17 protein-coding genes and 1 tRNA gene are annotated in these 14337 nt (G+C 58.9%); 4 read left to right on the top strand and 14 right to left on the bottom strand.

From position 1 onward, the window contains the following. Positions 1-5: 5 nt before the first annotated feature. The 13 genes from C7453_RS19840 to C7453_RS18100 all read right to left on the bottom strand — a co-directional run bounded on the left by C7453_RS19840 (position 6) and on the right by C7453_RS18100 (position 11435). The gene (locus tag C7453_RS19840; RefSeq protein ID WP_371858510.1) at positions 6-1238 is read right to left on the bottom strand and encodes a DUF3363 domain-containing protein; all 1233 of its coding nucleotides are present in this window, start codon (positions 1236-1238) and stop codon (positions 6-8) included. Positions 1239-2295: 1057 nt separating this feature from the next. After that, the gene (locus tag C7453_RS18150) at positions 2296-2949 is read right to left on the bottom strand and encodes a lytic transglycosylase domain-containing protein (protein WP_114729629.1); all 654 of its coding nucleotides are present in this window, start codon (positions 2947-2949) and stop codon (positions 2296-2298) included. A 4-nt stretch (positions 2950-2953) separates the two neighbouring features. After that, positions 2954-3289, bottom strand: a complete 336-nt coding sequence (locus C7453_RS18145) for a DUF736 domain-containing protein (RefSeq protein WP_114729600.1) — start codon at positions 3287-3289, stop codon at positions 2954-2956. Beyond that, a complete protein-coding gene (locus C7453_RS18140; RefSeq protein WP_114729599.1) occupies positions 3273-3878 on the bottom strand; it encodes a S26 family signal peptidase in 606 nt (201 codons plus the stop codon). Before C7453_RS18140 ends, C7453_RS18145 begins: the two co-directional genes overlap by 17 nt. After that, the gene (locus C7453_RS18135; protein WP_114729598.1) at positions 3875-4390 is read right to left on the bottom strand and encodes a DUF2840 domain-containing protein; all 516 of its coding nucleotides are present in this window, start codon (positions 4388-4390) and stop codon (positions 3875-3877) included. The genes C7453_RS18140 and C7453_RS18135 overlap by 4 nt, the downstream gene beginning before the upstream one ends. Further along, complete coding sequence (locus C7453_RS18130) at positions 4387-5505, bottom strand: replication initiator protein A (RefSeq protein WP_114729597.1); 1119 nt, start codon at positions 5503-5505, stop codon at positions 4387-4389. Before C7453_RS18130 ends, C7453_RS18135 begins: the two co-directional genes overlap by 4 nt. Beyond that, complete coding sequence (locus C7453_RS18125; RefSeq protein ID WP_114729596.1) at positions 5506-5775, bottom strand: helix-turn-helix transcriptional regulator; 270 nt, start codon at positions 5773-5775, stop codon at positions 5506-5508. A gap of 253 nt (positions 5776-6028) precedes the next feature. Further along, a complete protein-coding gene (locus C7453_RS18120) occupies positions 6029-7336 on the bottom strand; it encodes a hypothetical protein (protein ID WP_141289116.1) in 1308 nt (435 codons plus the stop codon). Between the two features lie 415 nt (positions 7337-7751). Next, positions 7752-8543, bottom strand: a complete 792-nt coding sequence (locus C7453_RS18785; protein ID WP_141289114.1) for a hypothetical protein — start codon at positions 8541-8543, stop codon at positions 7752-7754. 236 nt (positions 8544-8779) lie between these two features. Then, entirely contained in the window at positions 8780-9265 is a 486-nt protein-coding gene (locus C7453_RS18115; RefSeq protein WP_114729594.1) for a DUF2285 domain-containing protein, read from the bottom strand. A 49-nt stretch (positions 9266-9314) separates the two neighbouring features. Further along, positions 9315-9569 carry a transcriptional regulator domain-containing protein gene (locus C7453_RS18110; RefSeq protein WP_114729593.1) on the bottom strand — a complete coding sequence of 85 codons (255 nt, stop codon included), beginning with the start codon at positions 9567-9569 and terminating at the stop codon, positions 9315-9317. Positions 9570-9873: 304 nt separating this feature from the next. Then, on the bottom strand, positions 9874-10554 hold the full coding sequence (locus C7453_RS18105; RefSeq protein WP_114729592.1) for a DNA methyltransferase: 681 nt from the start codon (positions 10552-10554) through the stop codon (positions 9874-9876). A gap of 203 nt (positions 10555-10757) precedes the next feature. After that, the gene (locus C7453_RS18100; RefSeq protein ID WP_114729591.1) at positions 10758-11435 is read right to left on the bottom strand and encodes a DUF2726 domain-containing protein; all 678 of its coding nucleotides are present in this window, start codon (positions 11433-11435) and stop codon (positions 10758-10760) included. A 128-nt stretch (positions 11436-11563) separates the two neighbouring features. On the opposite strand from C7453_RS18100, the gene C7453_RS18095 reads away from it, so the two are divergent. From C7453_RS18095 to C7453_RS18080, 4 genes are all read left to right on the top strand, one after another. Beyond that, positions 11564-11773: a hypothetical protein gene (locus tag C7453_RS18095; RefSeq protein WP_114729590.1), complete on the top strand. Its 210-nt coding sequence runs from the start codon at positions 11564-11566 to the stop codon at positions 11771-11773. Between the two features lie 108 nt (positions 11774-11881). Continuing rightward, entirely contained in the window at positions 11882-12205 is a 324-nt protein-coding gene (locus tag C7453_RS18090) for a type II toxin-antitoxin system HigB family toxin (protein ID WP_114729589.1), read from the top strand. Beyond that, a complete protein-coding gene (locus tag C7453_RS18085) occupies positions 12195-12575 on the top strand; it encodes a helix-turn-helix domain-containing protein (protein ID WP_114729588.1) in 381 nt (126 codons plus the stop codon). Before C7453_RS18090 ends, C7453_RS18085 begins: the two co-directional genes overlap by 11 nt. A gap of 13 nt (positions 12576-12588) precedes the next feature. Beyond that, the gene (locus tag C7453_RS18080; protein ID WP_114729628.1) at positions 12589-14286 is read left to right on the top strand and encodes a recombinase family protein; all 1698 of its coding nucleotides are present in this window, start codon (positions 12589-12591) and stop codon (positions 14284-14286) included. On the opposite strand, the gene C7453_RS18075 is transcribed toward C7453_RS18080, so the two are convergent. Then, positions 14243-14319, bottom strand: a tRNA-Met gene (locus tag C7453_RS18075). The two genes, C7453_RS18080 and C7453_RS18075, sit on opposite strands and share 44 nt — an antisense overlap. Between the last annotated feature and the right edge of the window lie 18 nt (positions 14320-14337).

Raw genomic sequence — 14337 nt, 5'->3', positions numbered from 1 at the left:
ATCCGTTACAATTCAAGCCCTTTAGTTCGCCCCAACTGCCACGATACCGATCCGCCCTGCACTACGCCCATCACTTCCTGCCCAAGTCGACGCTCGATCACAGGCCGCCACGGGACCAGCGTGAACTCATGGGACTTCTCAACGATGGCGAATTTCCCGCTCGATAGCTGAGCGGTGCCGGTGAACATCCCACTGACCGTCTCGCCGTCAGCGACCGCCCGAAACGGCACGGATTTCGTTGCCGCCAGCTCTGCCCCGACACGGGCAACCTCCCGATCCTGAAGTGTGGCGATCAGGTTACGCCGATAGCTCACGCGTCCATCCGGTCGCCGGGTCGCGTCTCCCTGCTCGATCAACCGCTCCCGCCGCCGCTCCATCGCCTCGCACACCTGTTCTCCGAAGCCGGCGGGCACCAGATCGGACACAACACCTCCTACCAGTCGCCGGTCGAGCCAAGTCGCGCCATACGCGCTGATCTGCCTGTCGAGCTCGATCGACGACAGGATGCGGACACTGGCCCGTCCGCCCCTCCCCGCATCATGAGCCGCAGCACGAGCCGCGAAATCATCAGGGATGCGCCACTGGTCGGCGTCGATCCGTTCGACGATACCGGCCCGGCGCAGGGCCTCCAGCCGCCGGACATGGGAGGCGACAAAACCGTCATAATCACCGCCCGGCACCCGCCCCTCGAACCGGGCCTGTTCCAGATGACGGCTCGGCCGATAGATACCTCCTTCGGCCATACCGGCAATCGCCCGATCGGAGGGACGGCCTGCACTGTCAGGCGGGCCAATTTCGACAATGCTGCCGATCCGTGCCTCCGTGACACGGGCCGCGTCCATGCCCGCGACATGATGCGTGCGGCCATCGATCCCATCGACCACCAGTGTCAGTTCCTCGCCCAGTTCGTCCGACAGATGCTTATCGATGACGCGACCGACGATCGGCGTCGCTGGTGCTGCATCATGGATCGCAAAGCTCATCGGGTCGCGCTCGACGCCCTCCGCCCGGAGCGCCTTCTGCATCGTGCGGATGATGTCGCCGCGCTCACCCATCTCGCGTAGCGTCGGCTCCAGCAGCTCGCTCAGTTCCCACACGCCGGGCGCATGTTCCGTGGCGAGCCCCATATCGCCCAGCTTGCCAAGACGGCGCAGGCGTAGCGTTCGATCCGCCTGCCCGCGCGGATCATCAGGCTCGTGGCGCACATCGAGAAACCGGCCATCGGCCTCCGCGAACATCGCCCGGTCGATGCGGGTAAAACGATCCTGGTCGATTTCGGCGACCAGCTTGCGGCGCTGCTCGACCTCTGTGACAGGGCCGAGTTCCAGCGTGACAAGTTCGCTCGCCCGTTCGCGGATGCCGTTGGCAAGATAGTCGCCGTTGATGACCAGATCCTCACCCAGCTCGTCACGGCCGTTGACGACGACATGCACATGCGGATGGCCGGTATTATGGTGGTTGACGGCCACCCAATCGAGCTTCGTGCCGAGATCGGCTTCGACCTGCGCCATCAGGTCGCGGGTATAGTCCGTCAGATCGGCAAGATCCCCAGTATCCTCCGGTGAGACGATGAACCGAAACTGATGGCGGTCGTCACGCCCACGATCGAGAAAAGCATCGCCATCGGCACGGTCTTCCGTCCCCGAATAGAGCCGACCACGCTCACCGTCGCGGGCGGTGCCGTCGCGCTGGATATAGCGAAGATGGGCGGCGGCCTTGCCATTCCGCCTGGCAGCGCGGACGGAGCGGGATTTGACGACGACACGGCGACTGCCTGGTCGCCGATGGCTCCAGCCATTCGAGAGGTTCCGGGCACGCACGAACGTTGCCCCCCGACCGCGCCGCACGCCACGCCCGGACGCGATGCTTCCCTTCCCCTTCGGCGTACGGCTGGGACCACCTCCTCGGGGACGTCCGCTCCCGCCGCTCGCCGCCTGCTGCTGGCGCGTGACCGTCCGCACCCTGGTCAGGAAACTCCTGGCGCGACCAGCCTTCGCCGTGTCGGCGCGAATGTGACCCAGCCTCGGGCGGAACCGGTTGTCGTCACCCGCGCTCACGGCCGCCGATCCGCCCGAAACTGCCACAAACAGAGAGGAGTGCCGCGAAAAACGGGGCGGAAACCGACTTCGCCGCCTGTCGCGGCACCATACCCCCTCAAAGGGGGTGCCACCCAAAACAATGTGCAGACAAGGGCTTGCCCTGCGGATCGGACCCATGGGGTGCCGTCCGCTTTAATCTTGCGCTCCCTCTTCTCCCCTCTTTCCGCCCCTTCACCCCCTGCCCTGCACACTGTCATCATGGCCGCGATCCCATGCTGCCTGGGGCCACGAACAGACCCTCCGATCGCGGGATGATCCCCGATATATCGCGCACTGACGCACCCGCCGCATTGCGATCCGACTGCACGATGAAGAGCGGCGCACGGGTCCAGGCAAACCGATCGACCGTCGTGATCATGACGGGAGCATCGCCGCCACCTGCGATGATCGGCGCAACGGCAGCGACATAGGCGCGTGTTTCCAGCGGCAGCGGACGCCCTGCCAGAGACGCCTCGTAGCGATCGGGACCGGCGTTATAGGCGGCGAGAAAACCCGGCGAACCGTAACGGTCATGCAGTTCGCGGAGATAGGCCGCGCCCGCCAGAATGTTATCGCGCGGGTCGTAGGGATCGCGGCCAAGATGATGCCGGAGGCGCAGATCAGCCCATGTACCGGGCATGATCTGCATCAGCCCCATCGCCCCCGCTGATGAAACGACGCCCGGATCGCCTGCACTCTCGGCGCCCATGACGGCCCTGATCCATGTCGCCGGAATGTCGAAACGCCGCGCAGCCTCAGCGACCTCGGCGGCATACGGGACGGCGATTGTCTGCGCCGATACAGCGACCGGCGCCATGGAAACGAGACACCCCGCTGCCAGCAGACACGTAATCCGGGTCTGATTGCGCATGGTATCAGTCCCGTCCATCGCGCTTGTGGGGGCGGCTCCAGTGCAACGACCAGAGACCGCCATTGCTGCCGTCACAAAACAGATTGGCGCGTAACGGTTGCGGCAGGAGCGGATCGTCGATCAGCAGAGCAACGTAGTCGCCGGCCCGCTCGCCCGTGCGTTTCCAGCCGGCACCGATCTCCGGGCCATCCTCGTCATCGCAATGGACGCGATAATCCGGGGCGTTGTCGGAGTCCGATTTCTCGGCCGACACGATGACGATCTCATGAGAGCCGAGGAAGGTCTGAATGCGTCCGACAAAGCCGGTCTTGTCGCGCGTGAAGCTACCGATCTGCGGCATGGGAAGTCTCCATAGCGATGTTGGGAAAGGACGGCATCGGCCTGTCAGCAAACAGGCCGTGCCAGACGAAATGACCGTCGCCGTGCGCGTCGGTGTAGAGCGGCGTCGCCCGGCCAATCACGGCGGCGCACGGGAGCGGGCCGAAATAGCGGCCGTCCAGACTGTCGCGAACGGACGGGTTCATGAGAAAAATCTGATCGGGTTCAATGCGGCGACAGCCCTGCCAGACCAGCAACGCGCGCCCGCGCCGGTCACGGTCCTGCGCCTCGCCCAGCCGCACACCATCCACTGTGACGGTACGGCCGACACGGCACACCTGTTGCCCCGGAAGGGCTGCAACAGGCTTGAGCAGTGGCACACCCCGCCCGATATAGCCGCGCCTGACCATGAAATCGGCCAGCGGTTTCGGTGGCCTGACGGCGACCAGATCACCGACCTTCAGCCCATTCTGCGCTGTAAGGTCGTAGAGGCCGAGGGGCGTGCTGGCGGAGGCGTTCCAGAGCAGCTTCACCGGCACGGGGACGATGGACGCGACGGCGACGCCCATCACCGCAAAACACGTCGCCATGAGATAGCCGAAACGGGTCATGGCCTGATCTCCTGCCGTCTGAGCCAGGCCCGATGACGTGCCGTCGTGTAGGCGCGCGGTTGCTCACCCGCGTTCAGCCGGTTACCGACATGCCGCCAGTGATCGGGCGCGACCGTGCAGGCGTCGATGCCGGCCTCTTCAACCGCATCGATATGACGGAGCACCTGTTCGACCTTCGGCCAGCCCGCAACCCGTAGCAGGATTTCACCACCCGGACGAACGAACGGCACGGTCTGACAGGCTTCTCCCGGAGCCACGGCGCGCAGGATGTCGATGTGCGATGCGATCGTGCCGAAATCGTTGGCCGCCCAGCGGACAAAGGCAAAGATGCTGCCGGGACGGAAGGAAAAGATACGGCGCCGACGGTCGAGGATCTGTTCCTGAGCCTCATGGCCGAACCTGACCCAGTTCTCGACCCGCTTCTCGATGTGGGTCAGTTCGACATGGGTCAATGCGTCGCATGCGAACGGCAGGGCGTTGCCCCGCGCACGGGCCGTTGTGGCGCTGCTCATGGCCCGTCTCCCGGCATGGGAGAAAGACCACACGCGTGAGGATCATGCGACCTGTCAGCGGCACCGGTACCACGGTCGGTATCCGGCCGCCCCAACATCAAAAAGTTAGATTCTAAGTTAGACTCTAAGTTAGGAGCGCGATTCCGCGTTTCAGGCCAAAGACTTAACTGGGGTTCGTGCGCCTGAAATCCCGATAGTAATGCGCCCGAAGTCCCGATAGTCCCTGCGCCCGAAATCCCGTGTCCGTCCACACCGTCATCCACAGGCACTGTGGATAAGGTGACGGGACGAATATGCAGTAGGTTCCGCCGCCCTTCGCGCCGGATCGCCAGGCGATAACCGGGGAGCGACTGGCGGGCGGCGATGCGCCGCAGATCGAGCGCGAAATCGGAGACACGCGCCAGGCTGCCGGATTTTTCATGGAGATGGGCGATCTCGAACAGCCAGCCCTGCGGTTGGTGCCCGGCATGTTTACGGGCGACACGGTAGAGCCAGCGTTCGATGCCACCGGTCAGGCGGAAATAGGCCGGATCGATGGTCAGGACCAGCGAGCGGTCGATGACGCCGCGATAGAACCAGTCCGGCAGAACGCACTCCATGCCCTCAACACGGCCGTCGCAGGTCGTCCGTTCCTCCCATTCGTTGATCCAGGAGAACTGATGCCGGCGCCAATGCTCGCCGTTACGGATGGTGGTACGGATCACGGTCGATTGCAGCCGGGCGAATGCGGCCTTGAGCAGGCGATAATCCCGTGCGCCCGTGGCACGACCCACGGCCATCAGAAGCTGGTATGGGGTGAAACGCAGGAAGCGCGACGTCCTGAGACCGCCATTCTCGGCCTCGACAATCTGCGAAGCGGCCCAGATCAGCACGTCGGCGTCCCATATCGTCGCCATGCCGTGTTCGGCCAAGCCATGTATCTCGACCCTCTGGCCGCCGGCCTCGTAGAGGATCGGGGCAACGCGCTTTGCCTTGGAAAGCGAGAAGAACGGCCGCTCCATCAGGTCACGCTGGTCGCGGGGGCTGGCATCGCCACCCGCGATCACGAAGGGGTCGAGGCGCAGACGCTCGCTCTCCCGCCTCTGCTGGCCGCGCTGCGGCATGCCGCCGGCCATTCAAAGGGTCGCCTTTTCGGCCGGGGTCAGCGGACGGGCCGGAAAAACGCGGCAGGGTGTCACATCGGTCGTAGAGCGACGGACGCCATTCTCGACCCACCCCTGAAGATCTGGGAGAGCATAGACGATGCGGCCCCCGATCTTGCGATAGGTCGGGCCGGTGCCGTAGGTGCGGTGCTTTTCCAGTGTACGGATGGAAATACCGAGAAAGCGCGCAGCATCGGGCGTGCGCAGGAAACGGGGCGGCAACCCCGTCTTGGGATCGAGCATGATCGGGCCTCCGGTTGGGTTCGGCGGCTGTCGGTCACGACAGCAGGCCATGGCGAACCGTGGCGGAGGATCGGCGGTCTGGAGAGTGCCGGAATCAGGTGGGATCGATTCCGGCACCTCGATAGGAAATGCTTATTGAGAAGGATCGTTATGACCAGTGAACTGAATCTCCAATGTTGAGAAGGAAGATTAATTCATCGAACACTTTGACTTTTTTCCAAATTTGACAGGCATGTAGTCGTTACTTTTTCCATTACTCGATGCTGTTCACCGAGGGAGTCTCAGGAATGCGCAGAATTATTCCTTCGAATTTATCAGATTGCTTGCCACATAGGAGTGCAAGTTCGTGGGCCAAATCAGGATGTGCACGAGAAAAAACAGCTCGGTCATGGATATTTTTAATATTCTCGACAACTCCCGCCAGACGCTCAATATGATGAAGTAGATCCTGAATGGGCAGCTTTGACACTCTAACGACTAGAATTTTGTAGTCTTCGGAGTCTTGGTAATATTCTTTGAAGGCATACCCGTCTTCATCTGCAATAAAAACCTGCTCGCCCTGTAGGTGATAATTGTAACCTTGATAGAAAACTTGGCCACGCCGTATGAAAGTGTAGGAAGTTTTCGAGATATCTATTTTCGGCAATGTCGCGTCGATCAGAGAAATCTGGGATTCCGACGCCTTATACGGACCGGTTACGGTAATAGATGTATATCCGGTGATATTCGGCCGATTCTCAATGCGTGGAACATCCCAAAAAATGTTTAGAATACGATCTGATGGTTGTATGGAGTCAATAGTTTCCATTAGGGATAGGAGCGTTTCCAATCCTTTTTTATTGGAAACTGCTGCGCGCAAATCAACCCCATTAGTCCATTCGGACATTAGTTCGATTGATTTTTTCTCGATAAAATCTTTCACTTCTGTAATATTCTCAATTGCTTTGCTATCAAAATCCATCAACAGCAAAATCACGGACTGATATCCGCTGAACGTTACCAGTTGTTCAAATAGAGCAATTCGACGGGCATCTGTCTTCTTGAGTTCTCCAAGTGATACCTCAACCAACTTTCGAAGTCGTCTCAAAATCTGATCAGCATCCGAATAAATTAGTTTGATATGTTCCTTGGCCTTATCCAGAGGCAGAGATAACGCTAGGAGAAGATTTTCCCGTACAAATTCAATGTCTGTGCTAAGTTGGGTATTCTTCCACGCTTGCAATTCTTCGACGCGATCTATCACTTCCGCAAGGAGAATATTATTCTCTGCGACCTGCTTTTTAATTTCGGAAATATTTCCGGAAAGGTGACCAAAACAATCCACAAACCAATTCAAGTAATATATATCTGGACGGATTGATGATCGACTAACGGCCTCGTAAATAGCATCCAATTGACGTAGCGGCACCAAACCACTTTCGACTTCAAGCATGGGCCCCATCCAATGGCCTTTTTCTTTGCGGAGCAAAGAACCAGTTCGGCCATGAGGCTTCCATCCTTTGGGTACCCCAACCACAATTGCTGAGCCTGGCTCGATTTCGTGTTCATTGTGACTGCTCATAATCTCAGGCCCTCACTTATCCACTTTATACCAAATTCTGGAAATTTATCATCATTTTAGCAGATTGAGTTTCTGCAGTCCTTGTTTTATCTGCTCATCAGCTTTGCCTATTAGCTTGCCCTGATGAAACTCCATCGCCCATTTGGCGAATAGGCTCCAAGGAACTCATATCAACGGCGGATGGTTCTAACTATCTGCGATGTCACGGCGGACACCTTCAGTGCGTCCTGCACGAATAAGCGGAACCCAATGCGCATTTTCTGGCAGACAATCCGATCTGCACTTTGCGCAAACAAAGGTAGCTGCGTGGCCTATTATGACCAAAAAAATTTACGTTGAGTATTATAACCGAGCTATCAACCCAATTTTGACAGGGCCTTAATCGTTAGAATTTTTGGCTAAAATATAATACACACTATAATATTTTAGCCAAATCAATGTGGGGAATATTTGGAATGAGAGAGGTAGAATTTGTGAATTCCTCAGAATTAAGGTCAATTAAACCTCTCCAGTAATGTACATTATTACCATTGATTTCTATTACTCCATGAGGACGAAATCTATTCGCATCAAGATCACCGTACTGAATATTTCCTCCCACGCTTGGCACTTCAGGATCGTCAATGACGGATTTGAGTGCTCCAACGATATTACGTGGGGTTAGCGGCTGTCCTTCGAGAATACGCTCAGCTTCGGCTTTACCGCTTCCCATCACCTCTATCTCACCCGGTTGTAAAAGAACCTCAGTTAATGAGGGAATCGTTGTTTCTGTCAGTTCCATTTTATAAACCCGGTGCTTACGTGCCTTTTCACACCATCCCCCAAATATAATACCGACATTAATTTTACCGTTGGTTTTGAAATCTGCATCTCGCGCTATGGTGTCGAATGCATGGAAAATAAATTTAGACAATGCATCCATGTCATAGTCGGACCACCCCGGAACGGCTTGGACCTTGAAAAGAATTTCTGCCAGAGCCTCCTTCATCATCAATGGTATAATGCTGTAACCGGCGAATGTGATGGCAATATCTCCACATCGAATAAGGGAGGGTTCTTCTCCATCCATAGCGGGACCATATATATTATAAGGCATTCTATTTATCTTAATACCGAAATCGCTTGACGATGCGCCCAAATTGACACGCGAATCTGAAAAAAAATGAACTCTGTATCCAGGATCTCTCCAAACAATATTTAGGGTCAATTGCTGTCTCCTAGTGCTGAGAATACCTATAGCTTTCTATTTATAGATACCTGCTTTTCTAGATCCATTCAAATATCTCGCATGCCCGGGGCGTCATCTTTTTGACCTGATATTCGAACGTCAGCCTCATTCGGCAACAGAGCTTTGCACCGATCATATCCGCTACGTGCGCATAGCAAAAAGCGGCTCTAATAACGATCGCAAGAAAGAAAGGAGCAGCCACTCCCGGACAAACCTCAGCATTCAAATAGTCGGATCGGATAGTGCAGCAAGTCACGATAGCCTCCCCGAACATAATACCGACCATCAGCGACCAGCCGACGGACCTGATTCTTGCGAGGATCGCTTTCCCAGTTCGCCTTTCCACCTCGAAACGCGAGCAAAATCTCGGCAAGCTTGCGATAACTCGCGCCAGCCTCCCGCCCGTCAAACGCCCGGAGCATCAGGATATGCCGGTCCCGTGTCTGTTGCGGGAAATCATGCGCCCGCCTGCCTTCAGACCGGCCGACCAGCACACGCCATAAACGCATTACGGCTTCCGCCCGAAGGTCCAGCAACTTGTCGAGCGGCAGGATCACGACATAGGTGGCAGGCCCGTCCGCCGGATGTGTCGGGAGCCAGACCTGATGTGCCGACGGGCCTGATCGCCAGAAACCATGCCACGCATCACTGTCATCGAGCCGCGCAACGAGCGCCGGTAATTCCACGAGATTGATCGGCATGACGGCCGGATCATCCACATTCGCCAGAGCCTCGCGCAGTTCGATAACGTCAGGCGAGAGTTTCGGTATCCAGAAAACAGGTGTGCTGCCAGCAGGCTGCGCCGGATCGACAGGGAAATCGCAAACCCCATCGTTCGGAAAAGGCTTTGCTGCCCCTTGGCTTGGGAACCGCAAGCGTTTTCATATTTTGGAACGCGCGACGGTATTCGTCATCACGTCGAAGATATTCCCAGGCCATGCCGGCGGCAGCAATGTCTTGTGCATGTTCGTAAGCGGCCGGCGACTGCCAATCTGATATCGGCATCACGTTCCCCTTCCTCTTTCGCCTGCTTTTGGCAGCAGGAACATCAGGATGCGCAAAGGGAAGATTTTGTGCAGACTGCATTTGGAGATATGTCGATCTCGTAACGTGATCGCACGATATTATGTCGCTCTTCCGCACCTGCCAGAATAGTTCGCGAGCCGGGCATTCGCCCGGCGAGCGGTGCTTATTTCTCATCTTCCCGCCGCCGATCCGCGAAATCGAATCGGCGCAAGTTTGTGCGGACAGACAGGTCAAGGTAGGGGGCGCCGCAGAACCGAATTGTCGGCCCTGCGGCGTTCACTCCCTACGCCGCTATTTTCCTCGCCGCGTGCCAGGCCAGGCGCCGGGTCGCCGTTGCCGCGTGGTCCGCGTCCAGTTCCATCCCGAGCCAGTCCCGGCCAAGATGCTGCGCCGCCACCAGAGACGAACCCGAACCGGCGAATGGGTCCAGAACCAAACCGCCCACCGGGCAGAACGCTTCCATCAAGGGCAGCAGCGCCACCACGGGCTTCTGCGTCGGGTGCAGTTTATTTCCTGAATACGGCATGTCGATCACGTCCGGCACTGGCTGACCAGGCCGCTTCACGTTCCCTTTCGCCAGAAGGTAAGCGCTTTCATGCTCGTAACGCAAAAAACCCGATGACGACGCATAGGATTTTCGAAACACGATATGCCCGACCATGCGGAACCCGGCCGCTTTCCATGCTTCGGCAAACAGGTCGATCTTGTTCCATCCGTAAAAACTGACGGCAAAACCGCCCCATTTCAGCACACGGTGCATCTGGTTCACCGCTGGACGGAGCCAGCGTGCATTGTCGTCGTTGCGCACCTTCCGCCCGTCCCTGCCCTGATAATTCACGAGGTAAGGCGGGTCGGTCAGAATGAAATCCACCGAATTGCGCGGCATTGCCCGCATCAGTTCCACGCTGTCGCCGTTAAGGATCGTGTTGCGGAAATCGGTCGCCGTGTTGGTGTTGCCGGTCATGGTCTTTGCCCTTTGTTCCGCGAGGAACAGCCCCCGCTGTTCCTCTGCCTCGCGGCGAGCAGCGGGGTAGCAACGGCAAGGGCGACCGATGGGGAGGGGTATCGCCCGGTCTGCACGGAGCGCAGCGCAGGAAGATCGGGGACACCCTATCGGGCGGCGTCAGTTCACTGACGCGCACCCTTGCCGGCGCGAGGGCGGAGCCATTAGCCTGTTCTTGTTTCTGTTTCCAGCACTCCAACTTTCTCCGAAAGTGCGGCGAAGATGTCGGGCTTGCTCATCCTCTCGGGAATTTCGAGCAGCGGGATATCCGCCTTCTGCAAGGCCAGGCGCTTTACCTCCATTCGAGCGTCCGCGTCGCCGGACAGGTCGTGGCCCGAACCATTATACTCGACCACCAATACCGGCTGCCCACGACGATTGATCAAAAGGAAATCCACGCGCTTGCCGCTGTAGGAACTAAAAGCCCGCTTCTGACGTGGATCATCCGGGGCATAAGGCGTTTTGATGAATCCGCCCATCGCGACCTCGAAAGCGAAACGCCAGGCGGGTTGCCTATTCTTGATCCACTCGTCGATGGCATAGAGCACTCGCACCGCTTCCCGATTGACAGGAGGAACGGCCTTCAGGCTGCATTCATCAATGAACCGCAACTGATTCTGCGGATCGGACAGGTCATTCTCCTGTCGGTATTGCCGGCGTCGCTCGTCTTCCTGCTGCCTATCGGCAGCCTGTTTGTTGAGCGTGGCGATCTGTCGACGAAGCGTCTCGATCTGAACCGCAGTCTGCCGTTCGGACTGCACAAGAGCCTCTTTCGCACGACGATCTCGAATATAGAATCCAATGGCATATCCGATCGCCAGAAGAATGATCACCTTTTCCACGTCCGATAAGCCTCCCTTTTCTGCGCGATCACCGCCGATTACCGCACGGACCGGCGCATGGTCTTCTCAAATCCCCTTGTCCTGTCCTTCATCGTTCCTGTCGCCCCACGACCCGGAAGGTGGACAGGATGGCACGCAGACCCGACAGGATCAGGATCGAGGTATTCGCCCCCGCCAGTGACGCGGAAACGGCCAAGGAGGCGTTCCGTCCGTCCGATGACGCCGTCCGCTCGCTCGCCCACCTGATCGGCCGCCAGATGGCCCGCGAGCAGTTCGAGCGTGCCCGCGCGATGGAGCGGAAACAGGCTCGACAGAACCGATCCGGTCCTATGCGGTAGCCTCCCCTTTCCGGCAGTATTGCCCCCCCCCCCCGGCGAACGACCCTTCGCCGGGGAAACGTGCATTTTTCTTGTGACCATTATGGTCCCGTGATATAAGGTCAGTCAATGAGGATCATCGCCCGTCGCACGCTGAGAGAGTTCGTCGACAGTCTGGCGAGCCAGAAGGACCAGCCGGCCGTCAAGGCGGCGCTGGATGCCTGGTTCGCCGAAGTCGGAAGGGCCGCCTGGACGAGCACCGCCGATGTGAAGCGGCTCTACGCCACGGCGAGCATCGTCAGCGCGGAGCGGATCGTCTTCAATATCAAGGGCAATGCCTATCGCCTGATCGTGGCGGTCGATTTCGAGAAGAGCATCGTCTGGATCAAATGGATCGGCACGCACAAGGCGTATGACAGGATCGACGTGACGGAGGTGGAGCATGATGGCTGATCTGAAGCCCATCCGCAACGAGGCGGATTATGACGCAGCACTCGACGAGGTCGGGCGCCTGTGGGGAGCGAAAAGCGGCACGCCAGACGGCGACAAACTCGACGTGCTGGCGACCCTGATCGACGCTTATGAAGCGAAACACCATCCGATCGACCCGCCCGATCCGGTCGAGGCGATCCGCTTCCGCATGGAGCAGCAGGGTCTCAGCCGCAAGGATCTGGAACCGATGATCGGCCCGCGCAACCGGGTGGCGGACGTACTGAACCGCAAGCGCGGCCTGTCGATCGACATGATCCGCCAGTTGCATGATGGCCTCGGCATCTCGGCCGAGGTGCTGATCCGGCCGAGCCGGATGGACAAGGTCGCCTGACAAGGAGCATCCCATGACCCGCGTCGCCCTGTATGCCCGCTACTCGTCCGACAACCAGCGCGACGCCTCGATCGAGGACCAGTTCCGCATCTGCCGCGAACACGCCAAACGCGAGAAATGGAAAGTCATCGGTGCCTACAAGGACGCGGGCATCTCCGGCGCCAGCATGATCCTGCGTCCCGGCATCCAGACCCTGTTGCAGGATGCCCAGGCCGGACGGTTCGACATCGTGCTGGCCGAGGCACTCGACCGCATCTCCCGCGACCAGGCCGATGTCGCCACCCTGTTCAAGCACCTGAAATTCGCCGGCGTGCCGATCGTCACCCTGGCGGAAGGCGAGATCAGCGAACTGCATGTCGGCCTCAAGGGCACGATGAATGCGCTGTTCCTCAAAGACCTCGCTGCCAAGACCCATCGCGGCCTGCGCGGTCGGGTCGAGGACGGCAAATCCGGCGGCGGGCTGTGCTACGGCTATCGCGTCGTCCGGCAGTTCGACGCCAAAGGCGAGCAGATCCGGGGCGACCGAGAGATCGATGCCCATCAGGCGGAGATCATCCGCCGCATCTTCCGCGACTTCGCCGCCGGTATCGGTCCACGCGCTATCGCCAAAGCCCTGAACGACCAGGGCATCGCCGGCCCCGAGGGCAAGCTGTGGAGCGATACCACCATCCGGGGCCATGTGAAGCGCGGCACCGGCATCATCAACAATGAGCTGTATGTCGGCCGGCTGGTGTGGAACCGTCAGCGCTATGTCAAAGACCCGTCCACGGGCAAGCGCGTCTCGCGCCTCAATCCAGAATCAGAATGGGTGGTGACAGAGGTTCCCGATCTGCGGATCGTCGATGACGCACTCTGGCAGGCGACCAAGGCGCGACAGAGCGTCATTGCCGAGAAATACGTCAACGTCACCGAAGCCGTGCGGGCGCATCACAAGCGCAACCGGCTCAACGGCACGCGCCGACCGAAATCCCTGCTGTCTGGCCTGCTGTTCTGCGGCCAGTGTGGAGGCCCTTACACGCTGCGAGGTTCCGACCGCTTCGCCTGCTCGTCCCACGTCACCAATGGTTCCTGCACCAACAGTCGGACGATCCCCCGCCCCGATCTGGAACGCCGGGTGCTCTCCGGTCTCAAGGACCGGATGATGGCGCCCGAGATCGCGGCCGAGGCGATGCGCGCCTATGCCGAGGAGACCAATCGGCTCAACCGCGAGCGCCGGTCCAATGCCGATGTCTGGCAGGTGGAACAGGTAAAAGTCGAGAAGCAGATCCGGGGCATCATCGAAGCCATCAAGGAAGGGATGTTCCATCCCAGTATGAAGACGGAGATGGACACGCTCGAAGCCCGCAAGGCCGAACTGACGTCCCTGCTCTCCGACGTTCCCAACGATGTACCGGACATGCTGCCGAGTACCTCCGCCATCTACGCTCGCAAGGTCGGCCGCCTGACCGACGCTCTCAACCGCCCCGAGGAACGGCTGGAAGCCGCCGAGGCGCTGCGAGCACTAATCGAGAAGGTCGTGCTCACTCCCGGCCCAAACCGGGGCGAGATCGACGCGATGCTGTATGGGGAACTGGGGACGATCCTGACCTGGATCGAACGGCAAGCCATTGGAAAGGCTGAAAAAAGAAACACTCCCGGAGCTGGGCTCACGGGAGTGTCGGTATCAGTGGTTGCGGGGGCAGGATTTGAACCTGCGGCCTTCAGGTTATGAGCCTGACGAGCTACCGGGCTGCTCCACCCCGCGGTGGTGTAGGTAGACTGG

The sequence above is a fragment of the Gluconacetobacter liquefaciens genome (assembly GCF_003350405.1).
GTDB lineage: Bacteria > Pseudomonadota > Alphaproteobacteria > Acetobacterales > Acetobacteraceae > Gluconacetobacter > Gluconacetobacter liquefaciens.
Note: the sequence above shows the minus strand (reverse complement) of the source record. Positions and strands in the feature narration are given on the sequence as shown.